This window comes from Dyella sp. BiH032, assembly GCF_031954525.1.
Taxonomy (GTDB): domain Bacteria; phylum Pseudomonadota; class Gammaproteobacteria; order Xanthomonadales; family Rhodanobacteraceae; genus Dyella_D.
Genome location: NZ_CP134867.1, coordinates 1,515,245 through 1,535,813, shown reverse-complemented (window position 1 = coordinate 1,535,813; position 20,569 = coordinate 1,515,245). Strand labels below are relative to the sequence as shown.

At 68.9% G+C, this 20,569-nt stretch carries 21 protein-coding genes; 13 read left to right on the top strand and 8 right to left on the bottom strand.

Translation table 11 applies throughout. The features are described from left to right. Positions 1–41 precede the first annotated feature (41 nt). From hemA to ppk2, 4 genes are all read left to right on the top strand, one after another. Entirely contained in the window at positions 42–1,316 is a 1,275-nt protein-coding gene (gene hemA, locus RKE25_RS06720; RefSeq protein WP_311841480.1) for a glutamyl-tRNA reductase, read from the top strand. Between the two features lie 63 nt (positions 1,317–1,379). Further along, positions 1,380–2,453 carry a peptide chain release factor 1 gene (gene prfA, locus RKE25_RS06715; RefSeq protein ID WP_311841479.1) on the top strand — a complete coding sequence of 358 codons (1,074 nt, stop codon included), beginning with the start codon at positions 1,380–1,382 and terminating at the stop codon, positions 2,451–2,453. Between the two features lie 76 nt (positions 2,454–2,529). Continuing rightward, a complete protein-coding gene (locus tag RKE25_RS06710; protein ID WP_311841478.1) occupies positions 2,530–4,635 on the top strand; it encodes a tetratricopeptide repeat protein in 2,106 nt (701 codons plus the stop codon). Positions 4,636–4,650: 15 nt separating this feature from the next. Next, positions 4,651–5,433 carry a polyphosphate kinase 2 gene (ppk2, locus tag RKE25_RS06705; protein WP_311841477.1) on the top strand — a complete coding sequence of 261 codons (783 nt, stop codon included), beginning with the start codon at positions 4,651–4,653 and terminating at the stop codon, positions 5,431–5,433. Positions 5,434–5,446: 13 nt separating this feature from the next. Here the strand turns inward: ppk2 and RKE25_RS06700 are convergent, their stop codons facing one another. The 3 genes from RKE25_RS06700 to RKE25_RS06690 are packed head-to-tail and all read right to left on the bottom strand — an operon-like array spanning position 5,447 to position 7,472. After that, positions 5,447–5,713 carry an acylphosphatase gene (locus RKE25_RS06700; RefSeq protein ID WP_311841476.1) on the bottom strand — a complete coding sequence of 89 codons (267 nt, stop codon included), beginning with the start codon at positions 5,711–5,713 and terminating at the stop codon, positions 5,447–5,449. 8 nt (positions 5,714–5,721) lie between these two features. Then, the gene (locus RKE25_RS06695) at positions 5,722–6,201 is read right to left on the bottom strand and encodes a TlpA disulfide reductase family protein (RefSeq protein ID WP_311841475.1); all 480 of its coding nucleotides are present in this window, start codon (positions 6,199–6,201) and stop codon (positions 5,722–5,724) included. After that, positions 6,198–7,472, bottom strand: coding sequence for a YihY family inner membrane protein (locus RKE25_RS06690; RefSeq protein ID WP_311841474.1), 1,275 nt, complete (start codon positions 7,470–7,472; stop codon positions 6,198–6,200). The genes RKE25_RS06695 and RKE25_RS06690 overlap by 4 nt, the downstream gene beginning before the upstream one ends. A 122-nt stretch (positions 7,473–7,594) precedes the next feature. On the opposite strand from RKE25_RS06690, the gene wrbA reads away from it, so the two are divergent. From wrbA to RKE25_RS06670, 4 genes are all read left to right on the top strand, one after another. Next, on the top strand, positions 7,595–8,197 hold the full coding sequence (gene wrbA / locus RKE25_RS06685; RefSeq protein WP_311841473.1) for an NAD(P)H:quinone oxidoreductase: 603 nt from the start codon (positions 7,595–7,597) through the stop codon (positions 8,195–8,197). After that, a complete protein-coding gene (locus RKE25_RS06680; RefSeq protein WP_311841472.1) occupies positions 8,194–8,547 on the top strand; it encodes a DUF2069 domain-containing protein in 354 nt (117 codons plus the stop codon). The genes wrbA and RKE25_RS06680 overlap by 4 nt, the downstream gene beginning before the upstream one ends. A gap of 78 nt (positions 8,548–8,625) precedes the next feature. Further along, positions 8,626–10,266, top strand: coding sequence for an acyl-CoA dehydrogenase family protein (locus tag RKE25_RS06675; RefSeq protein WP_311841471.1), 1,641 nt, complete (start codon positions 8,626–8,628; stop codon positions 10,264–10,266). Between the two features lie 106 nt (positions 10,267–10,372). Next, entirely contained in the window at positions 10,373–10,858 is a 486-nt protein-coding gene (locus RKE25_RS06670) for an asparaginase domain-containing protein (protein ID WP_311841470.1), read from the top strand. Positions 10,859–10,950: 92 nt separating this feature from the next. Here the strand turns inward: RKE25_RS06670 and RKE25_RS06665 are convergent, their stop codons facing one another. Further along, the gene (locus tag RKE25_RS06665; RefSeq protein ID WP_311841469.1) at positions 10,951–13,578 is read right to left on the bottom strand and encodes a protease pro-enzyme activation domain-containing protein; all 2,628 of its coding nucleotides are present in this window, start codon (positions 13,576–13,578) and stop codon (positions 10,951–10,953) included. Positions 13,579–14,226: 648 nt separating this feature from the next. Beyond that, complete coding sequence (gene sufT / locus RKE25_RS06660) at positions 14,227–14,781, bottom strand: putative Fe-S cluster assembly protein SufT (protein ID WP_311841468.1); 555 nt, start codon at positions 14,779–14,781, stop codon at positions 14,227–14,229. A 179-nt stretch (positions 14,782–14,960) separates the two neighbouring features. Here sufT and RKE25_RS06655 point away from each other — a divergent pair, with 179 nt between their 5' ends. Then, positions 14,961–15,395, top strand: a complete 435-nt coding sequence (locus RKE25_RS06655; RefSeq protein WP_311841467.1) for a hypothetical protein — start codon at positions 14,961–14,963, stop codon at positions 15,393–15,395. A gap of 9 nt (positions 15,396–15,404) precedes the next feature. Here the strand turns inward: RKE25_RS06655 and RKE25_RS06650 are convergent, their stop codons facing one another. After that, positions 15,405–16,832: an NAD(P)(+) transhydrogenase (Re/Si-specific) subunit beta gene (locus RKE25_RS06650; RefSeq protein WP_311841466.1), complete on the bottom strand. Its 1,428-nt coding sequence runs from the start codon at positions 16,830–16,832 to the stop codon at positions 15,405–15,407. Further along, positions 16,832–17,137: an NAD(P) transhydrogenase subunit alpha gene (locus RKE25_RS06645; protein WP_311841465.1), complete on the bottom strand. Its 306-nt coding sequence runs from the start codon at positions 17,135–17,137 to the stop codon at positions 16,832–16,834. The genes RKE25_RS06650 and RKE25_RS06645 overlap by 1 nt, the downstream gene beginning before the upstream one ends. Before the next feature lie 138 nt (positions 17,138–17,275). On the opposite strand from RKE25_RS06645, the gene RKE25_RS06640 reads away from it, so the two are divergent. The 3 genes from RKE25_RS06640 to RKE25_RS06630 are packed head-to-tail and all read left to right on the top strand — an operon-like array spanning position 17,276 to position 18,816. Continuing rightward, positions 17,276–17,863 (top strand): RNA polymerase sigma factor, encoded by a 588-nt coding sequence (locus RKE25_RS06640; RefSeq protein WP_311841464.1) that lies wholly within the window; start codon positions 17,276–17,278, stop codon positions 17,861–17,863. Continuing rightward, positions 17,860–18,240, top strand: coding sequence for a hypothetical protein (locus RKE25_RS06635; protein ID WP_311841463.1), 381 nt, complete (start codon positions 17,860–17,862; stop codon positions 18,238–18,240). The genes RKE25_RS06640 and RKE25_RS06635 overlap by 4 nt, the downstream gene beginning before the upstream one ends. A gap of 3 nt (positions 18,241–18,243) precedes the next feature. Continuing rightward, on the top strand, positions 18,244–18,816 hold the full coding sequence (locus tag RKE25_RS06630; protein WP_311841462.1) for a DUF3106 domain-containing protein: 573 nt from the start codon (positions 18,244–18,246) through the stop codon (positions 18,814–18,816). 52 nt (positions 18,817–18,868) lie between these two features. On the opposite strand, the gene RKE25_RS06625 is transcribed toward RKE25_RS06630, so the two are convergent. After that, a complete protein-coding gene (locus RKE25_RS06625; protein WP_311841461.1) occupies positions 18,869–19,969 on the bottom strand; it encodes an NAD(P) transhydrogenase subunit alpha in 1,101 nt (366 codons plus the stop codon). A gap of 178 nt (positions 19,970–20,147) precedes the next feature. Here RKE25_RS06625 and cdd point away from each other — a divergent pair, with 178 nt between their 5' ends. Further along, positions 20,148–20,561: a cytidine deaminase gene (gene cdd, locus RKE25_RS06620; RefSeq protein WP_311841460.1), complete on the top strand. Its 414-nt coding sequence runs from the start codon at positions 20,148–20,150 to the stop codon at positions 20,559–20,561. The last annotated feature ends 8 nt before the right edge of the window (positions 20,562–20,569 follow it).

Below are 20,569 nucleotides of genomic sequence, written 5' to 3'. Positions count from 1 at the left end.
GTACGCCGCCGGGTGCCTGCCGCTTCCAAACGCCTCTCACCATGCCGCTGATCGCCCTAGGGCTCAATCACCTCACAGCGCCGGTCCAGTTGCGAGAGCAAGTGGCGTTCGACGCGTCGAGCGCCGAACACGCCTTGCAGGAGCTGACCCGCGAGCCCGGCGTGGAAGAGGCGATGATCCTTTCCACCTGCAACCGCACCGAGCTTTACGTCAGCGTCGCCGCCGGCGCCGAAGGCGTGCCCCAGGCATGGCTCGGGCGACACCATCAGCTGACTCCCGGCAGGCTCGACGAGTTCCTCTACCGCCATGACGAGGACGACGCCGTCCGCCACATGTTCCGCGTGGCGACCGGCCTGGACTCGATGGTGCTGGGCGAACCGCAGATCCTCGGCCAGGTGAAGGACGCGTATCAGCTCGCGCGCGACGCACAGGCCCTGCGCGCGCCGATGGACCGCCTGCTCCAGCACACCTTCGCCGTGGCCAAGCGCGTGCGCACCGATACGCGCATCGGCGCGCATACCGTGTCGGTGGCATTCACCGCCGTGCGCCTGGCCGAACAGGTCTTTGCCGACCTCAAGCAGGCCTGCGTGCTGCTCGTCGGCGCCGGCGACACCATCGAACTGGCCGCGCGCCACCTGGCCGACAAGCAGGTCCGGCGGCTCATCGTCGCCAACCGCACGCTGGAAAACGCCCAGGAACTGGCCAGCCGCCACGGCGGCTACGCCATTGGCCTGCACGACCTGCCCCAGCACCTGGCGGAAGCCGATATCGTCATTTCGTCCACGGCGGCCCGCCAACCGATCGTCACGCGCCCGATGGTGGAGAAAGCCATCGGCGCACGCCGCCGCAAGCCGATGTTCATGGTGGATATCGCGGTGCCGCGCGACATCGAGCCGGCCGTGGGTGAGCTGGAAGACGTCTATCTGTATGGCATCGACGACCTGCGCCAGGTGATCGACGACAACCGCCGCTCGCGCGAAGCCGCCGCCCGCGAGGCCGACGCCATCATCGACCTGCAGGTGGAACGCTACATGGCCTGGCGCCGCGCGCTCACGTTGCGCAACCCGGCCGTGGACATGCGCCAGCATGCGGAAACCTACCGCGACGAAGTATTGGAGAAGGCGCGCGCCATGCTGGCCCGCGGCAAATCGCCGGACGAGGCCCTGGCCTTCCTCGCCAATACGCTCACCAACAAGCTGCTGCACCACCCCAGCGCCCGCCTGCGCGAGGCCGCGCTCGCCGGCGACATGGATCTGCTGCACGCAGCCGGTCGCCTCTACGGGCTGGACGAGAAGGACCCGAATACCGGAGCCTAGCGGGCCCGCCCCCGCCCCACACCGGCCTCAGGCCACGCTCCGGTCACTCGCCTTCCCGTTCCGATGACGCCATCCATCCGCCACAAACTCGCTTCCCTCGCCGAACGCCACGAAGAAGTCGGCCTGCTGCTGGCCCAGCCGGATGTGCTCGCCGACGGCGCGCGCTTCCGCGACCTCTCGCGCGAGTACGCCCAGCTCGAGCCGCTGGCCACGGCGCTGCGCGAACATGACCAGGCCGAACGCGAGCTGGCCGAATCGCGCGCCATGCTGGCCGATCCGGACATGCGCGAACTGGCCGCCGATGACGTGGCGCGGCTGGAAGGCCGCCTCGCCGAACTCGACGGCGCATTGCAGATCCTGCTGCTCCCCCGCGACCCGCGCGACGAAGCCAACCTCTTCCTGGAGGTGCGCGCAGGTGCCGGCGGCGATGAAGCGGCGATCTTCGCCGGCGACATCTTCCGCATGTACGCGCGCTATGCCGAACGCCAGGGCTGGCACGTGGAAATCCTCAGCGAGCACCCTGGCGAGCATGGCGGCTACAAGGAAGTCGTCGCGCGCGTCGAGGGCAAGGGCGCGTTTTCCCGGCTGAAGTTCGAATCCGGCGTGCATTGCGTGAAGCGCGTGCCGGCCACGGAATCGCAGGGCCGCGTCCACACTTCCACCGCCACGGTGGCGGTGCTGCCCGAAGTGGACGACATCGAAGACGTCGAGATCGCGCCTTCCGACCTCAAGATCGACACCTTCCGCGCCTCTGGCGCCGGCGGCCAGCACGTCAACAAGACCGATTCGGCCATCCGCATCACCCACCTGCCCAGCGGCATCGTGGTCGAGTGCCAGGACGAACGCAGCCAGCACAAGAACCGCGCCCGCGCGATGAGCCTGCTGAAGGCGCGCTTGCTCGACGAGGCGCAGTCCAAGCAGGTGGCCGAACAGGCCGAATCGCGCCGCCTGCAGGTCGGCAGCGGCGACCGCAGCCAGCGCATCCGCACCTACCGCTACAAGGACAACCTGGTCACCGACCATCGCGTCGGCCTGGACCTCTACCGCCTGCCCGAGATCATGCAGGGCGACCTCGACGAACTGCTCGGCGTGCTGCTGCGCGAGCACCAGGCGGACCAGCTCAAAGCCCTCGCCTGAGCAGGCTGGCCGGGCTGCCTACCGCATCACGCACCCGGCGATTGGCAGTAAAGACAGCGTGCGCTAGCTTGCGCGGATGAAGCAGGCTTCACGATCCGAACTCCTCGCCCTCCGTCATCAACTGGTGCGTCTGCTCGACCGCGGCGACGCGGCCGGCGCGGCGGCGCTCGCCGCCGGCGCGCGCCCCGATTTCCCCCAAGACGCGGAAGTCGCGCGCCTGCAGGGCGTGGCGCTGATCCAGCTGGGCCGCCATGCCGAAGCGCGGGAGGCGCTTCAGACAGCCGCCGGCCTGGCGCCGGACAGTGTGGAGGTGCAGTGCAATCTCGCCAGCCTGCTGCTGGAGGAAGGCCAGGTGGACGGCGCCATCGAGACGCTGCGCCAGGCCCTGCGCCGACATCCCGGCCACGCTGCCATCCTGATGCTGCTCGGCCATGCGCTGATGTTCGCCGGCAGGCATGCCCAGGCCCGCGAGTCCTACGCCATGGCGACGCATGGCGCGCCCCAGCACGCCGGCCTGCGCCTCAACCTCGCCGCGGCGGAGCTGGAGCTGGGCAATCTGCCGCAGGCCGCCCAGCATGCGGACGAAGCGCTGCAGCTGGCGCCCGACGACGACAGTGTGTTCGCGCTGCGTGCGCGCATCCTGCACGCCCAGGGTCGCATCGATGATGCCGCCGAAGCCTGGCTGCAGGCCGAGCGCCGCGCACCCGAGCACCCGCTCTACCCCTTTCATGCCGGCGTGCTGCTGGACGACGCCGGCGACCTGCCCGGAGCCGCGGCTGCGTTCGAACGCGCGCTGCGGCTGGACGCCGCCTCCGGCGCAGCGCTGGCCATGCTGGTCTTCGCGCGGCGCCGCCTGTGCGACTGGCACGATCTGGACGAACTGACCCAGCGGCTGCATCGCGCCGTCGCCGAAGGTCGCGATGGCGTGCTGCCGTTCGCCTTCCTCGCCGAAGACGCCGGCGCCGCCGAGCAACGCCGTTGCGCGGCGACGTTCGCCGCGGGCGTGGAGAAGCAGGCCGCCCCGCTGCGCCAGGCGCTGGAGTTTGCGCCGCGGCAACGGAACGCCGGCGAGCCGCTGCGCGTCGGCTTCGTCTCCAACGGCTTCGGCGAGCGGCCGATCGGACAGCTCACCGTGGATCTGCTCGAGCGCCTGGGCGACGAACGCGTCGACGTCCACCTCTTCTGCCTCACGCCCGACGACGGCGGCCCGGTGCGGCGACGCCTCGCCGCGGCACCGGTCACGGTGCACGACGTCGCCGGTTCGCCGCCGCCGGAACTCGCCCGGCGGATCCACCAAGCCGGCATCGAAGTGCTGTTCGACCTGCGGAGCTACGGCGGCGGCGCCAACAGCGACCTTTTCGAGTTCCGTCCGGCGCCGGTGCAGGTCAACTGGTTCGCGTACCCCGCGACCGCCGGCACGAGCTGGACCGACTATGTGTTGTCCGACGCGGTGGCGCTGCCGGCGACCTTGCGCGAAGGGTTCAGCGAGAAAGTCGTGCGGCTGCCGCGCTGCGCGATCCCGTTCGACGGCTCGTCGGCGATGGGCGAACCGCCTTCGCGCGCCGACTGCGGCTTGCCGGCGGAAGGCACGGTCTTCGCAAGCATCCACGGTCACCACAAGCTCAATCCCGCGGCGTTCGCGCGCTTCATGCTGATCCTGCAGCAGGTGCCCGGCAGCGTATTGTGGCTGCTCGCGGGAGCGCACGGTGCGGACGATCGCCTGCGTCGCGCCGCCGAGCTGATGGACGTGGCGCCGGAACGGCTGATCTTCATGCCGCGGCTCCCGCACGCCGAGTACGTGTCCTGGCTGCGGCAGGCGGACCTGTTCCTGGACACGCTGCCGTGCACCGCCCAGTCCACCGCGCTCGACGCGCTGTGGGCGGGCTGCCCGGTGCTCACCTGCCTCGGCCGCACGCTGGCCGGCCGGCAGGCGGCCAGTGTGCTGTTCCACGCCGGGCTGCCCGAACTGGTGGCCGACGACGAGGACGCTTTCATCGCCATGGCCGTCCACCTCGGCAACGACCGCGACGCGCTGGCCACTCTGCGCCGTCACCTGCACGACGTGCGCACGAACAACCCTGTATTCGACATGGCCGGCTTCGCGGCCGATTTCCGCCGCGCCGCCCAGGCCATGGGTGCGCGGCATCGCATCGGCCGGCCGCCGGCCGACCTGGATCTCTAGCGGGGAGGAATGCCCATGGGCAAGCCGGACAAGCGCTATCGCAAGACCATGGAAGACCTGCAGATCGAGCTGGCCGGCCTGCACCGCTGGCTCAAGCGCAGCGGCCATCGCGTGGTGGTGATCTTCGAAGGGCGCGACGCGGCGGGCAAAGGCGGCACCATCAAGGCCATCACCGAATCGATGGACACCCGCGGCTACCGCGTCGCCGCGCTGGGCAAGCCTACCGACATCGAATCCGCGCAATGGTACTTCCAGCGCTACGTGCAACACCTGCCTTCCGCGGGCGAGCTCGTGCTGTTCGATCGCAGCTGGTACAACCGTGCCGTGGTCGAGCCAGCCATGGGCTTCTGCACCGAGAAGCAACGCGAGGCCTTCCTGCGCGCCACGCCGCACTTCGAGAAACTGCTCGCGGACGATGGCATCACCCTGGTGAAGTACTGGCTGGCGGTGGACCAGCGCGTACAGGAAGAGCGTTTCGCCGAGCGCGCCGAAGATCCGCTCAAGCGCTGGAAGCTCTCGCCGGTGGACATGGCCTCGCGCGAGAAGTACGAGAAGATCGGCCGGCTGCGCGACGAGATGATCGAGCGCACCCACCGCCCTTATGCGCCGTGGTTCGTGGTGGACTTCAACGACCAGAAGCGCGGGCGCATCAATCTGATCCGCCATCTGCTGGAACACGTCCCGCGCAAGGAAGAGACCATCCCGGAAGTGAAGCTGCCCAAGCTCAAGCGCAAACCGCAGCGCGAGAACGTCACCGGAAAAGCGCTGTGGGTGCCGGACAGCTTCGACGGCGAATGAAGACGCGCGGCCGCTAGCCCGTCCGGAAATCCCCCGGCGCCGCGCCGGACCACTCGTCCCGCGCGACGTGGTCGACGCGCGCGGCCGCAGGGCCTTCCCACAGCCAGCGTTCCAATACCGCGATCGCCTCGGCCTCGCCGCAGGCCAGCACTTCCACGGCGCCATCCGGCAAGTTCCTCGCGTAACCGGTCAGGCCCAGCGCCCGCGCCTGCTCGCGGGTGCTGGCGCGATAGAACACGCCCTGCACCCTGCCGCTCACCCGGAACAGGACCGCGGCCATGGCGCGCCTTACTTGCCCAGGCCGGTGGCCTCGCCCAGCGAAGCCTCGGTGACCGGCCCGACGAAACGCTTTGCCACCTTGCCGTCCGGGCCGATCAGCCAGGTGGTGGGCAGCCCGCGCGGCTCGTCGAAATCCTTCACCGGCTTGTCCAGCGTCACCTGGGCGATCGGGTAGCTCACCGGATGCTTGGCAAGGAAGGCCTGGATGTCGGCCTTGTCTGTGTCTTCGTAGGCCAGGCCGATCGCCGCGACCTTGTCCTTGTGCGCGGCGACGAAGCGCGAGATGTCCGGCATCTCCTTGATGCACGGCACGCACCACGTGGCCCAGTAATTGACGATCACGTACTTGCCGCGCTCCTGCGCCAGGTCATACGGCTTGCCGTCCAGCGTGGTGACTTTCAGCGTCGGCTGCGCAGGCATCGCGGCATGCGCGGCCGGCGCGCCGAGCGCCACGGCGGCGGCGAGAGCGAGGGCGGTGAAACGGTTCATGCGGCCACTTCCTTCGAGGGAGAGGTGTCTTCGGGGGAGGTTGCGGGGAATACCCGGTCGAGCGTGGCGTCGAGCGTCTGGGTGAGCATGGCCGCCGTCGAGCAGAGCAGCTCGAGCAGCTCCTGCGGCAGCCGGATGCCCAGCGCCTGCGCTTCGCCGGCCGGATCCAGCGGGAGACGATACCCCGCATAGCGATACACGCGCAGCAGGTCCGTGGCATCGAGGCTGCGGCTGAGCAGCCAGCCGCCCGATTCGCTGCGCTGGATGAGGTCCGCCCGCTGCAGGTCCGCGAAGAATGCGCCGATCGAGCCGCTGCGCAGATACGGTTCCTCCAGGCGCACGATCGCCGGATCCACGCTGTAACCCTTGCGCTGCGCGTCCACGAAATGCCGCAGCACCACCATCAGGCCCAGGAATTCCGAGCCCTCGGGCAGGCATTCGGTGGGCGCCTGGTATTCATAGGCGGAAATGGAGGCGGCGATCGAGGCGCCGAGAATCACGATGATCCACGAGAGATAGATCCACAGCAGGAAGATCGGCAGCGCCGCCAGCGCCGCGCCGTAGATCTGCTGGTAGGTCTGCGCATGCCGCACGAACATCGAGAAGCCCCAGCGCGCCAGCTCGAACAGCAGCGCGCCCAGCAACGCACCGATCGCGGCGTGCTTCAACGACACGGGCCGGTTCGGCACCACCACGTAAAGCAGCCACAGCGTGATGAAGGTGACCACGAACGGCAGGGCATTCAGCAGATACACCCCGAAGCCCATGCCCGCCGCGTTCCGGATCAGCGGCAGCGCCGTCACGTAGGAACTGGCCGCCAGCCCGCCCACGACCAGGATCGGCCCGAGCGTGAGCGCGGCCCAGTACAGCAGCAGCCGCGACGCCCAGCTGCGGGGCTGGTGCACGCGCCAGATGCGATTGAGGCGATCCTCGATGCTGACCATCATCGAGATGGCGCTGAACAGCATCACGATCACGCTGATGCCAGTGAGCTTGCTGGCATTGTCCGCGAAGGCCAGCAGCGCGTTCTTCACTGTCTCCGCGGCCGCAGGCACCAGGTTGAAGACGAAGTTGATGAGCGTGTTGCGCCATTCGGCGAACACCGGGAACGCGGAAAACATCGCCAGCACCGCCACCACCAGGGGCACCAGCGACACCAGCGTCGTGTACGACAGCGCGCCCGCGGTCTCGAAGCACTTGTCGTCGATGAAGCGCTGCCACAGGAAGCGGCTGAAACTGGTGGTGCGGTCGCGGTCGATACGCCAGGCCATGCGAGTCCTCTTCGGCAGCCGTCGCCGCTCGTGGCGGCCTCGTGGGCGGGCGGCATGATGGACGGAACGGAACGGTACACTACCCGATCCGCACCGAACGCCCCAAACCGCGAGCCGCGCGCATGAACCGAGACATCCTGGTCCTCTACTACAGCCGCAGCGGCCATACAGCGCGCCTGGCACGGCTGATCGCGCGCGGCGTGGAGGAAGTGCCCGGCATGCAAGCCCGTCTGCGCCAGGTGCCGCCGGTCGCGCCGGTGACCGAAGTGGCACAGCCGCCGGAACCGGAGGAAGGCGCGCCGTACGCGAGCCGGCAGGACCTCATCGACTGCGCCGGCCTCGCCCTGGGCAGCCCCACGCGCTTCGGCAACATGGCCGCACCGCTGAAGTATTTCCTCGACGGCACCGGCGCCGAATGGGCCAGTGGCGCGCTGGCCGGCAAGCCGGCGGCGGTGTTCACTTCCACCAGCACCATGCATGGCGGACAGGAATCCACCCTGCTGAGCATGGCACTGCCGCTGCTGCACCATGGCATGCTGCTCGTCGGCGTGCCGTATACGGAAGCCGCGCTCACCGCCACGCTCAGCGGTGGCACGCCCTACGGCGCCAGCCACGTCGCCGGCCCGCAGGGCGACAACGCCATCAGCGAGCACGAACGCGAGCTGGCCCGCGCGCTGGGCCGCCGCCTGGCCGAGGTGGCGCGCAGGCTGGGGGACGGCGCATGAACGCACCGGCCGTCCCGGCCGCCTACCGGATCGGCCTGGCCGCCTGGGCCGGATTGGCGCTGCTGCAGTTGATCTGGCACGGCTGGCTGTTCCCGGGGCAGCTGCTCCCCGTGTGGGCCGTGTTGCTGATGACCGTGGTTCCCCTGCTGCTGCCGCTGCTCGCGCTGCGCCGCGACGTGCGCCGCGCCTTGCTGTGGGTCGGCATCCTCAGCCTGTTCTACTTCTGCCACGGCATTTCGGAAGGCTGGACGTCCTCGAGCGAGCGCTGGCTGGCACTGGTGGAAATCATCCTGACGCTGCTGCTGATCGGCGCCCTGGGCGCGGGCGTGCGGCGCCGGCCGGCCGGCTGAAGCTGCCACCGGCTCTACAGAGGCCGAACAAGCGCAGGCCTATACTCCGGGGGCATTTCTCTGCCCAGGGAGGGCCGCATGGGATTCCTGCAAGAAGCGCCGCAACTGGCGCATCCGTACCGCGACGATCGCCTGCTCACCGATCTGCTCGACCGCGCGCTTCCCGCAGACCGGCGCGCCGCGATCGAGCCTGACCTCGACGCGCTCGGCGATTACGCGCGCCTGGCCTGGCGCCGCGTCTGCGCCACCACGCGGCGCAAACCGGTACTCACCCAGTGGGACGCCTGGGGCCGACGCGTCGATCGCATCGAACTCACGCCCGCCTGGCAGGAAGGACCACTGCTCACCACCCGCCACGCGGTACTGGCCGCCGGCCACGAGGCGCATCCGTGCGCGCGCCTGGAAGAATTCGCGCGCGTCTACCTCTACCACCTCGCCAGCGAGTTCTATACCTGCCCGCTGGCGATGACCGACGGCGCCGCCACGGCCCTGAAAGCGTCGGGCAACACCGCGCTGATCAAGCGCGCCCTGCCGCACTTCCTCAGCCGCGATCCGGCGACCTTCTGGCTGAGCGGCCAGTGGATGACCGAGAACGCCGGCGGTTCCGACGTCGGCAACACCGAGACCGCGGCCCGACGCGACGCCGACGGCCAATGGCGCCTGTACGGGCGCAAGTGGTTCAGTTCCGCCGTGGTCGGCGAGGCCGCGCTGGCGCTGGCCCGCCCCGAAGGCGCCGGCGCAGGGCCCGGCGCGCTGGCGCTGTTCTACGTGGAGACCATGGACGACAGCGTGCGCAAGCCTGAACTTGTCATCGACCGGCTCAAGGACAAGCTCGGCACCCACGAACTGCCCACTGCGGAAATCCACCTGGAAGGCCTGCCCGCGTGGCCGGTCGGCGACCTCGCGCACGGCGTGCGGCAAGTCGCCCCGATGCTCAACGTCACGCGCACCTGGAACGCCATCTGCGCCGTCGCCAGCATGGCGCGCGCGCTGCAGCTGGCGCGCGACTACGCGCGGCGGCGCCAGGTCTTCGGGCGCCTGCTGGCCGAGCAGCCCCTGCATGCGCGCACGCTCGCCGGCATGCAGGCGGAATTCGAAGCCGCTTTCGCGCTGGCCTTCGAAGTGGCGCACCTGCTGGGTCGCGTCGAACAGCAGACCGCGACGCCCGACGAAGCCGCCCTGCTCCGGCTGCTCACCCCGCTGGCGAAGTTGTGGACCGGCAAGCTGGCGATCCAGCTGTGCTCGGAGGCCCTCGAATGCTTCGGCGGCGCGGGCTACATCGAGGACACCGGCCTGCCGCAGCTGCTGCGCGACGCGCAGGTCTACGCCATCTGGGAAGGCACCACCAACGTGCTTTCGTTGGACAGCCTGCGCGCACTGGCCGGCGCGGCGCCCGGCGCCCTGCGCACGAGCGTGGGCCACTGGCTGGCCGACGGCGACGACATGCACGCCGCCAGCGTCATTCAATGCACCCTGGACGCCGCGATGCGCTGGTTGGAAACCCACGGCGCCGAACGCGATGCCCTGGAAGCGGGCGCGCGCGGCCTCTCCATCACGCTCGCCCGCTGCACGGCCGCCGCACTGCTCGCGCGACAAGCCGCGTGGGCCAAGCGTCAACGCGGCGACTTGCGTCCCGGCGCGGCACTTCGCCGCTTCATCAGCCACGGACTCGACCGGCTGGACAACCTGGACGCGGCAGACACGGTATTGCTGGCTTAAAGAACACGGGGAACATCAGTGTGGATTGGCGTCCGGGGCAGCCGCGCCATCCCCGTTCCCCCTTCCCCGCCCTTAAACTACCCCATCCCCATCACGGCCTTCTCCCATGCAGCACCTGACCATCGTCACCACCGGCGGCACCATCGACAAGATCTATTTCGACGACAAGTCGGACTACAAGATCGGCGCTCCGCAGATCGGCGAAATCCTCGGCCAGCTCGGTGTCGCTTTCCAGTTCGACGTGATCCCGATCCTGCGCAAGGACAGCCTGCATATGGGCCCGGAGGACCGCGTCCTGGTGCGCTCCACCATCGAGGCGCAGCCGCATCGCCACGTGCTGGTCACGCATGGCACCGACACCATGGTGGAGACCGCGCGCGAGCTGGCCAGCCTCAAGGGCAAGGTCATCGTGCTCACCGGCGCGCTCAATCCCGCTCGCTTCCAGGGCTCGGACGCGGTGTTCAACATCGGCTGCGCCGTCGGCGCCGTGCAGACCCTGCCCGATGGCGTCTACATCGCCATGAACGGCCGCATCTGGGATCCGCTGAAAGTGCGCAAGAACCGCGAAGCCAACCGCTTCGAGGAAGCGTAAACATCGCAAGTTGAGGTTCGCCTATGGCTCACCCCAACCCACATCGAAAAGAAAAGGGGCCCGGTCGTCGACCGGGCCCCTTTTTCACTTTCTCACTGCACGTTGAGGTTGACGTCGTCCAGCACGAACGAGGTCTGCAGCGAGCTGTCCTCGGTGCCCGTGAACTTGATGGTCACGGTCTGGCCGATGTACGCGCTCAGGTCGAAGGTCTTCTGCGCATAGCCCGACCCCGCATTGAGGTTGGAGTACGTCGCCAGCGTCTTCAGCACCGTGCCGCTGCTGTTGAGCACCTGCACGTTGAGCTTGTCGTACGCGGTCGAGGTGGTGGTCTCGGCCGTGTCGACGTGCAGGTAGAACGTCAGCGTCGCGGAGGCCTTGCCGCTGGGGATGGCCACCGATTGCGAGACAGTGTCGGTATGGCTGCTGCCGTAGCCGTCCAGCCAGGTGAACCAGGTGCCGCCATGCGCGGTTTCGCCGCTGCAGCCGCTATTGCTGCACAGTGCGCCGGAGCTGATCGACCACGGTGAGGCCGTGCCGGTCTCGAAGCCCGGGTTGCCCAGCAGCTGGGTCGCGCCGCCGCCGCTGCCGCTGACCGTCACCGACGAGCTCTTGGAGCTGGTCTTGCCGCTGGTGCTGTCGGTCACCGTCTCGGTCACCGTGTAGGTGCCGGCGGCCGCGTAGGTGTGGCTCGGGTTGGTGGCGGTGGAGGTGCCGCCGTCGCCGAAAGTCCACGAGTGCGAGCCAATGGTGCCGCCGCTGTCGGTGGAGCTGTCGGAGAAGGTGGCGGTCAGGCCACTGGTGACGAAGCTGAAGTTGGCCGTCGGCGTGCCGCCGGTGCTGCCGCCGGACACCCAGTTCGCCGCCGCATAGGCATTGAGCTTGGCGATGTCCAGGCTGCCAAAACCGGTGGTGTAGTCCCAACCGGTGCCCGCGTTGTAGCCGTAGCCGTTGTAGCCGTTGTTACCCGACGTCACGTCATGCAGCAGCTCGGGATGGTTCGGGAAGTCGCTGTAGAACTTCGAAGTCGGGAACGGCAGCGCATTGCCGTTGGCCGACTGCAGGCGCGCCCACACGCCCACGAAGATCGGCGAGGCCAGGCTGGTGCCGCCAATGGCATACGTACTGCCCTGGTAGACGATCTGCGCACCGCTGGACTGCGCCGCGTCGAACGCCACGTCCGGCAGCACGCGCTTGGTCACCGAGGAACCCAGCGCCGCGGTCTGCCAGCTCGGCGCGGTCTCGAACGAGCTGACGCCGCCGCCGGTCGCCCACAGGCGCTTGCGCGTATCCGTGGAACTGACCGTCGCCAGGCCTTCGTTCCACACCGTCTCGCCAGCCCAGGTCGTGCCATTGGTCGACAGCGTGGTGCCGCCCACCGCGACCACGTAAGGCGAGGCCGCCGGCTCGCTCACCGAGTAAGAGCTGAGATTGGCCGTGACCGTGCCGGACGAGTTGGTCAGGATGCCGCCCTGCGATTCGTACACGCCCTCGTCGCCCGAGGAGATCGAGAAGGTCTGGCCCTGCGCCACCGCCTGCTGGAACACATTGTCGTCGGCGGCCTGGGTGCCCGCGTTGTGCGCGGCCGTCTCGTCCTCGCCCAGCGACACGTTGACCACCTTGACGACGTTGTCCGTCACCGCCTTGTTGTAGGCCGCGGTGATGCCCGCGTCGGTGAGCGAAGCGTTGTTGGTGCCGTTCGCGGCGGTATAGAAGATCAGCGTCTGCACGCCGCCGGTGGTGCCGACGATGGTCTGGCTGTCCAGGTTCCACTCGCCGTCGGCATCGGTGTCGTCCCACAGCGTGGCCGTGCCCACTTTCACCGTCTGCGTGGTCGTGGTCGGCAGGCCGGCGTTCGTGGTGAAGGTCTTCAGGTCGTTGATGGTGGTGGTGGTGGAACCCCAGGTGATGATGCCGACCTTGGTGTTGGAGGCGGTCGGCGTGCTGCCGGCGTCGTAGATCGCCGGGAAATCCTTCGGGTTGTGGCTGGTGACGCTGGCGGTGGTCGCATTGGGATGGATCTCGGCCGGGGTCAGCTCCCTCAGCACGTGGTGCATCGTGTGCTTCACGCTCACGTCCTGCAGGCCCAGCACCGCCTCGACGGTGTCGCCCAGCGCGGCCGGCACCTGCACTTCGCCGTCATTGGCGATGCGCTGGCGCCCGCGGAACTGGAACTGCTTCATGGTGGTGCGAAAGGCCGCCTGCACGTGGCCGGCATTGCCGTCCGCCTCGACCAGCAGGTTGTTCGGCGACACGGTGATGTTGTTGAAGCCGGCGGCGCGCAGATGCGCCACCACAGCTTGCACCTGCTGCTCGGTCGGCGCGTAGGCCGCCTTGAACTGGTCCGGCGTCAGGTACTTGCCGTAGTGCGCGCTGCCCGGCGTGGCCAGCTCGTGCAGGAACTGCTGCAGCTGCGCCGCGTTGCGCAGCTTCAGGCTCACCGCGACGTGCAGCGGCTTGCTCTGCTCCAGCGGCGTGACCGCCGCATCCTGCACGCTCGGATAGCCGCGCATGTTGATCGTCCACGACGGACCGGCCGTGCCCGCGGCCATGGTGGTCACGCCGGCGGCGGCATTCTTCTGGATGGCCGGATGGGTCTTGGTGACTACCCAGCTGTCGGCGGCCTGCGCCGAGCCGGCTAGCATCGCCATCGAAACGGCGACCGGCAGCAGTGCCTTGCGATACCCCGTGGTGATGCCCCACGCGTGTTTCTTGTTGCTCATTCCTTGACTCCCCAGATATTTTTCAGGGACGAACGGACCCTATGCGGCCCGAGCGGCCCCATGTGAATTGCCGTGCTTGGGCACGGCGCCCTTTGGTGTGTTTGCCCAGCGATCCGTGATGAACGCCCGGCCGGCTGTCCCCCGGTCTGCTCCTTGACCCAACCTGCCGGACTCGCTTCTTGGACGGCGCCGCTACCGCGCGGAACGCCGCCTTGGGGTCATCCGTCAACCTCCACGGCGACGGATTCATCGACGCTAAGCGGCACCTAGGACTTCGTCAATGCACGCGAAAACGCCGCGAGAAACGTGTTCTTCAGCACTCTTCGCCCAGTAATTTTTTGCGACGCGAAGCGCGCGGCGCGCATAGTCGTGCACCTGTCCGGCGCGTGTGAGCGATGACGGCGGCACATGCCACCCGGACATATCGATATGGCCGCCTCGATTTCTTGCGTTTGAAACGAAGGCCCGCTCAGCGCGCCTTCGCCCGGAGATAAATGGTCGCTGAATAATGGTTTCAGCCGCGACTATCGAACGAGCTTCGCATCCAGGAAACGCTCGCGCAGTCCGTGTCGCAACCCACAAAAAAAGCGCCGCGAGGGGCGCTTTTTTCCTAGGCGTTTTTCCTATCGCACTGCGGCGAAAAACGCCTCAGAGCATGCCGGTTTCGAGCTTGGCGATCTCCGACATCATCGAGTGATTCCATGGCGGATCGAACACCAGGTCCACGTCCGCTTCCTTCACGGTGGGGATCAGCTCGAGCTTGGTGCGCGCATCGTCGATCAGGATGTCGCCCATGCCGCAGCCGGGCGCGGTGAGCGTCATCTTGACGTACACCTTGCGGCCCCCATCGACCGGGTCGAGGCTGACGTCGTACACCAGGCCCAGTTCCACCACATTCACCGGGATCTCCGGGTCGAACACGGTGCGCAGCTGCTGCCACACGAGCTTTTCCACGTCGGCGTCGGTGGCGTTGTCCGGCAGCTCGATCGGCGGCGGCGGCTCCTTGCCCAGCGCATCCGCGTCCTTGCCGGCGATACGGAACAGGTTGCCCTCCACGTACACCGTGAAGCTGCCGCCGAGCGCCTGGGTGATGTAGCCGACCTGTCCGGCCGGCAGGGTCACCGTCTCCCCCTGCGGCACCATCACGGCGTCGCAATCGCGCTCCAGGGTGAAAGGTTCGCTGCTAAGACTGAAACCGCTCATGCCGATCCTGCGAATCGATGTCGAAGGCACGGCAGTGCGCCGGACCAAGCTGCCTATTATGCAGCCCGCTCCCTCAGATCAGGTCGTCCCGGGGCGATCTCAAGTGCATGGGGCGGTATCATCCCCGGCTTTCACCCTCAGGGAAGAGCCCTCGTGCCAGCTTCCGGTCACCGCCCCTCATGAGCGCGCGCGCGCTGCTCTCCGCCCTCTTCGCCCTGGTCAGCACCGTGATGCTGGGGCTGGCTTTCGGCGCCGTGTGGATGGTGCCCACCCTGTTCTTCCAGCATGTGCTGCCCTGGCTGGCACTGGCGGTAGGCTGGGTGCTGGGCCGGATGATCCGCGGCTGGGTACGCCCCGAACCGCGCGGCGCGGCCCTGCTGGCCGCCCTGGCCACGGCACTGGCCTGCGTCTACGTAGGAGTGCTCACCGCCGCCGCGCGTGTGGCTGGCCTGATGGGCATGGGGCTGGTGGACGCCCTGAAGACGGCCGGCACCGGCTTGCTGCTCGACCTGGTGCGCCTGAACCTCACCGGCGCCGACCTGGCCTGGTTCGCCGCGGGCATCGCGCTGTCCGCCTGGGTGGCGTGGCGGGCCGCACCGCGCCGCCCGGCCTGAGGCGAAGCCTCAGGCGTCCAGCGTCTTCAGCTCCGCCACCAGCTGTCCCGCGGCAGCCTGGCCGTCGCCGTACAGCATGCGGGCGTTGTCCGCGTAGAAGAGCGCATTCTCGATGCCGGCAAAGCCGGTGCCCTTGCCACGCTTGACCACGATCACTTGCCTGGCGCTGGCCACGTCCAGGATCGGCATGCCATAGATCGGCGACGCCGGATCGGTCTTCGCCACCGGGTTCACCACGTCGTTGGCGCCGATCACCAGCACCACGTCAGTGGCCGGAAACTCCGGATTGATGTCGTCCATGTCGGCGATCAGGTCGTACGGCACGCCGGCCTCGGCCAGCAGCACGTTCATATGGCCGGGCATGCGGCCCGCCACCGGATGGATGGCGAACTTCACCTTCACCCCGCGGGCGATCAGCAGCTGCGCGAACTCCCACACCTTGTGCTGCGCCTGCGCCACCGCCATGCCGTAGCCCGGCACGATCACCACGCGCTCGGCGTAGGCCATCATCACGGCCGCGTCCGCCGCCTCGACCGGTTTCTGGGCGCCGGCGATAGCCTGCGCCGCCGCGCCCGTCGCGCCGAAGTTGCCGAACAGCACATTGCCCAGCGAACGGTTCATCGCCCTCGCCATCAACTGCGTCAGCAGCGTGCCGGCCGCGCCGACCACGGTGCCGGCGATGATCATCGCCTCGTTCTGCAGCACGAAACCCTCGAACGCCACCGCCAGTCCGGTGAATGCGTTGTAGAGCGAAATCACGACTGGCATGTCGGCTCCGCCGATCGGCAGCGTCATCATCAGGCCGAACAACAGGGCCAGCGCGAAGAACGCCACGATCAGCCCCATGCTCAACTGCCCGCAGGCGAGCGCCGCGCCGATCGCCACCGCCGCTGCGAGCACCAGCAGGTTGACCGCGCGCTGCCCGGGGAACACGAAGCGCCGGTCCAGCCAGCCCTGCAGCTTGGCGAACGCGATCAAGGAACCGGAAAAACTCACCGCACCGATCAGCGCGCCCAGCACCGCCAGCACCAGTTGCGCGGTGCCCGGCGCGGCGCCGTCGGCGGTGAAGCGGCCGCCGTCCAGCAAGGTCACGCTGCTGCCCGCGAAGCCGATCAGCTCGACCGCACCGATCGCCGCGGCGGCGCCGCCGCCCATGCCGTTGTACAGCGCCACCATCTGCGGCATCGCCGTCATCGCTACGCGGCGACCCGACCACCACGCCGCGGATACGCCCAGCAGCACCGCGACCAGGATCAGCAGCCGGTTGTGCATGTCCGGCAGCACGAAGGTCGCCAGCACCGCCACCAGCATGCCCACGCCCGCCCACACGATGCCGCCGCGGGCGGTACGCGGCGAGCTCATGCGCTTGAGACCCAGGATGAACAGCAGTGCCGCGAGGAAATAGCAGGCCTTGATCAAGGTCGGCAGCCAGGCCATCACTTGACCTCCTTGCCGCCGCCGGGCTTGCTGGACTTGAACATCTCCAGCATGCGCTCGGTCACCACGTAACCGCCCGCGGCGTTGCCGGCGCCCAGCAGCACGCCGACGAAGCCGATCGCAAGTTCCAGCGATGTCGTCGCATGCCCTAGCGCGACCATGGCGCCAACCAGCACAATGCCGTGCACGAAATTGGAACCGGACATCAACGGGGTGTGCAGGATCACCGGCACTCTCGCGATGATCTCGTAGCCGGTGAACGCGGCCAGCATGAAGATGTAAAGCGCCAGGAACCCGTCGATCATGACCCCTCCCTGCCAACCCGCGGTTGTCGGCGCATCATACGGTTGCGGGTCAACCCGTGCGAGCGTGCCGCGTTGAGGCGGGGAGCCGAACCGATGGAGTCTCCGGATGCCCGATCCGACGAACCGGACGACCGCGCCATGAACAGTGCCGTCTCCACGCTCGAAACGGAACTGCTGGCCGAGGACGCCCAGGCGGTACCGACCTCGCTGGACGCCTTCCTGGCCCAGGTGGAGCGCCGGGCGTTCCGCCTGGCCGAGATGAGCCTGGGCCATCGCGAGGACGCCATGGACGCCGTGCAGGACGCCATGCTGCGGCTGGTCCGCAACTACCGCGACAAGCCGGCACAGGAATGGACCCCGCTGTTCTGGGGCATCCTCCGCCGCCGCATCGTCGACCTGCAGCGCCGCCGCAAGGTGCGCTCGATCGTGGTCGGCTGGCTGGGAGGCGGACGCGACGACGACGGCGACGAACTGCCCGCCTGGGAGCCGGCGGACAACGGCCCCGGCCCGCTGGACCGCCTGCAGGACGCGCAGTCCTACACGGACATGGCCGCCGCGGTGAAGAAGCTGCCGCAGCGCCAGCGCGAAGCCTTCATGCTGCGCGTGCTGGAAGGCCTGGACGTGGCCGAAACGGCCCAGGCCATGGGCTGCTCGGAAGGAAGCGTGAAAACCCATCTGTCGCGCGCCATGCACAACCTGCGCGACCAATTGGAGGATTGGCGATGACTGCGCCCGACCACCTGGAACACCGCGCCCGCGCGCTGTACCGCGAAGCGGGACGCCGCATCGATCCGGCCACCGCCGGACGCCTGCGCGCCGCGCGGCGCGAAGCCCTGGCCGCCGCCGCGGCGCCGCTCCATACGCGCCTGGTGCGCGGGCTGATGCCCGCCGGCGCCTTCGCCGCGATCGCGCTGGCCGCCCTCATGGTGTTCTCGCCGGTATCGCGCGACAACGCGCCGGCACAAGCCGCCAGCAGCGCGCAGACCGCCGAGACCGACGGCGACCTGCCGCCCGACCTGAGCAACACGGACCCCTCGCTGATGCAGAACCTCGATTTCTACGACTGGCTGGCCACCAACGACGCCAGCCAGGCGAGCCGCTGATCCATGCGTCTTAGCCGTATCGCGATCGTCCTGTTGCTGGCCGCCCTGCTGGGGATCGGTGCGGCGCCCGCCTGGGCGCAACAGATGCCTCCGCCCCCGCCGCCGGGCGCCGGCGGACCGCCCCCCGGCCCGCCGCCGGGTCCGCGCCCCTGGGACAGCCTTTCTCCCGGCGAGCGCGACCTGCTCGGCCCTCTGCGCGGCGAGTGGAACAACTATCCGCCGGAGCGCCAGGCGCGCATGCTCGACCGCGCCCACCAATGGAGCACGCTGCCGCCGGAGCGCCGCCAGGAAATCCGCGAGCGCATCGAGCAGTGGCAGAAGATGACGCCCGAGCAGCGCGATCAGGCGCGCGAAAACATGCGCAAGTTCCAGCAGCTCAGTCCGGAGCAGCGTGACCAATTGCACGATGCCTTCAAGCGCTACCAGCAACTGCCGCCCGAACAGCGCCAGCAGCTGATGCGCCAGTTCCGCCAGGAACACGGCATCCCGCCGCATCGCCCGCCACCGCCGGGCATGCCGCGGCCGATGGGTGGATTCGGCCCGCCGCCTCCACCTCGTGGCGGCCACGGACATTGACGAAAAAAGCCCCGCGCATGCGGGGCTTTTTCTTTTACGGCGAATAAGACGATCAGCCTTGGAAATGCGCCTCGCCAGCGCGCGTCACGCAGCTCTTGGCCACCAGCTCGTCCTCGAAGTCCGGAGCGAGCGCGCCATCCTTCACCAGCAGCTCGACGAAGTTGTAGACGTTGCGCGCGAACATCTCCGAGGCGTGCAACGGTGCGCCGGCCGGCAGGTTGAGCGGGCCAAGGACCACCACGCCGCCATGCTCCACACGCTCGCCGGGCCGCGTCAGTTCGCAGTTGCCGCCGCCCTCGGCGGCGAGGTCCACGATCAGCGCGCCGGGCTTCATGCCCGCCACCATCGCGGCCGAAAGAATCTTCGGCGAAGGGCGCCCTGGCACTGCGGCGGTCGTCACGATCACGTCGACCAGCTTCAGATGTTCGGCCAGCGCGTTCTGCTGCGCGGCACGCTCTTCGGCGGAGAGCTCGCGCGCGTAGCCGCCGCTGCCGGCCGCACTCACGCCGAGATCCAGGAACTTCGCGCCCAGCGACTCGATTTGCTCGCGCGTCTCCGGGCGCACGTCGTAGCCTTCGGTCTGCGCGCCCAGCCGGCGCGCCGTGGCGATCGCCTGCAGGCCGGCGACGCCGGCGCCGATCACCAGCACGCGCGACGGCCGGATCGTGCCTGCCGCGGTGGTGAGCATGGGGAAGAACTTCGGCGCGGCCTCGGCCGCGATCAGCATCGCCCGATAACCGGCCACCGCGGCCTGCGAGCTGAGCACGTCCATGGCCTGCGCGCGCGTGGTGCGGGGCAGCAGTTCCAGCGCGAACGCGGTGAGCCTGCGCCGCCCCATCGCCTCGACCCGTGCCGCCGCACCGTACGGCCGCAGCTGACCGACCACCACCGCGCCCTCGCGCAGGCCGCCCCACACGGCATCGTCCGGCGGAAGCACGCAGGCCAGCAGGTCCGCCTGCGCCTGCACCGCGGCTGCGTCACCGAATTCCACCTCGGCATAGCTGGCGTCCGGGAAACCGGCCGCCGCGCCGGCACCGTGCTCCAGCAGCACGCGCAGCCCTTTGCCGCGCAGCTTCTTTGCCACTTCGGGCGTGATCGCCACGCGGCGCTCGCCGGCGGCGGTCTCTCGCAATGCGGCCACGGTGATCGGCATCGTGCATCCCCTGCGGAAAGGTCTCCGCATCTTAGCGACAGAACCGCACGGGTTGGCGTCTGCCCCCCGGGCCGCCCGGCTTGCACCCTCTGCGCCCGATGGCGCTAGACTGGCCCACCGCCGGCAGCCCGGCGCCCGAGCGCAGGGTTGCCGCGGGGATCCCCGATGGAGATCCCAAGTGTCTGCGCAACCCGTGACCGACCACCTGCTCGAGCTCGCCCGCCAGGCCCGCGAGCAGGCCTATGCTCCCTATTCCCGCTTCCTCGTCGGGGCCGCGCTCGTGACGCGCGACGGCCGCCATTTTCTCGGCTGCAACGTGGAGAACGCCGCCTACGGCCTGTGCAACTGCGCCGAGCGCACCGCGCTGTTCGCCGCCGTCGCCGCGGGCTGCAAGCCAGGCGACTTCGCCCGCCTGGCCGTGATCGGCGACACCGAAGGCCCGATCAGTCCCTGCGGCGCCTGCCGCCAGGTGATGGCGGAACTGTGCGACCAAGCCATGCCCGTGGTGCTCTCCAACCTCCACGGGAAGACGCAGGAAACCACCGTGAAGGCGCTGCTGCCCGGCTCGTTCCGCCTGCCGCTGACGGCCTAGCGAAACGC

Excerpts from the sequence above, each read along its gene's own strand:
- RKE25_RS06680 (WP_311841472.1), top strand. The coding sequence starts at position 8,194 with ATGAACGCACCGGCCGTCCCGGCCGCCTACCGGATCGGCCTGGCCGCC.
- RKE25_RS06710 (WP_311841478.1), top strand. The coding sequence starts at position 2,530 with ATGAAGCAGGCTTCACGATCCGAACTCCTCGCCCTCCGTCATCAACTG.
- sufT (WP_311841468.1), bottom strand. The coding sequence starts at position 14,781 with ATGAGCGGTTTCAGTCTTAGCAGCGAACCTTTCACCCTGGAGCGCGAT.
- RKE25_RS06645 (WP_311841465.1), bottom strand. The coding sequence starts at position 17,137 with ATGATCGACGGGTTCCTGGCGCTTTACATCTTCATGCTGGCCGCGTTC.
- hemA (WP_311841480.1), top strand. The coding sequence starts at position 42 with ATGCCGCTGATCGCCCTAGGGCTCAATCACCTCACAGCGCCGGTCCAG.
- RKE25_RS06650 (WP_311841466.1), bottom strand. The coding sequence starts at position 16,832 with ATGGCCTGGCTGCCGACCTTGATCAAGGCCTGCTATTTCCTCGCGGCA.
- RKE25_RS06700 (WP_311841476.1), bottom strand. The coding sequence starts at position 5,713 with ATGGCCGCGGTCCTGTTCCGGGTGAGCGGCAGGGTGCAGGGCGTGTTC.
- RKE25_RS06655 (WP_311841467.1), top strand. The coding sequence starts at position 14,961 with ATGAGCGCGCGCGCGCTGCTCTCCGCCCTCTTCGCCCTGGTCAGCACC.
- prfA (WP_311841479.1), top strand. The coding sequence starts at position 1,380 with ATGACGCCATCCATCCGCCACAAACTCGCTTCCCTCGCCGAACGCCAC.
- wrbA (WP_311841473.1), top strand. The coding sequence starts at position 7,595 with ATGAACCGAGACATCCTGGTCCTCTACTACAGCCGCAGCGGCCATACA.
- RKE25_RS06640 (WP_311841464.1), top strand. The coding sequence starts at position 17,276 with ATGAACAGTGCCGTCTCCACGCTCGAAACGGAACTGCTGGCCGAGGAC.
- RKE25_RS06695 (WP_311841475.1), bottom strand. The coding sequence starts at position 6,201 with ATGAACCGTTTCACCGCCCTCGCTCTCGCCGCCGCCGTGGCGCTCGGC.
- RKE25_RS06670 (WP_311841470.1), top strand. The coding sequence starts at position 10,373 with ATGCAGCACCTGACCATCGTCACCACCGGCGGCACCATCGACAAGATC.
- RKE25_RS06665 (WP_311841469.1), bottom strand. The coding sequence starts at position 13,578 with ATGAGCAACAAGAAACACGCGTGGGGCATCACCACGGGGTATCGCAAG.
- RKE25_RS06635 (WP_311841463.1), top strand. The coding sequence starts at position 17,860 with ATGACTGCGCCCGACCACCTGGAACACCGCGCCCGCGCGCTGTACCGC.
- RKE25_RS06690 (WP_311841474.1), bottom strand. The coding sequence starts at position 7,472 with ATGGCCTGGCGTATCGACCGCGACCGCACCACCAGTTTCAGCCGCTTC.
- ppk2 (WP_311841477.1), top strand. The coding sequence starts at position 4,651 with ATGGGCAAGCCGGACAAGCGCTATCGCAAGACCATGGAAGACCTGCAG.
- RKE25_RS06630 (WP_311841462.1), top strand. The coding sequence starts at position 18,244 with ATGCGTCTTAGCCGTATCGCGATCGTCCTGTTGCTGGCCGCCCTGCTG.
- RKE25_RS06625 (WP_311841461.1), bottom strand. The coding sequence starts at position 19,969 with ATGCCGATCACCGTGGCCGCATTGCGAGAGACCGCCGCCGGCGAGCGC.
- RKE25_RS06675 (WP_311841471.1), top strand. The coding sequence starts at position 8,626 with ATGGGATTCCTGCAAGAAGCGCCGCAACTGGCGCATCCGTACCGCGAC.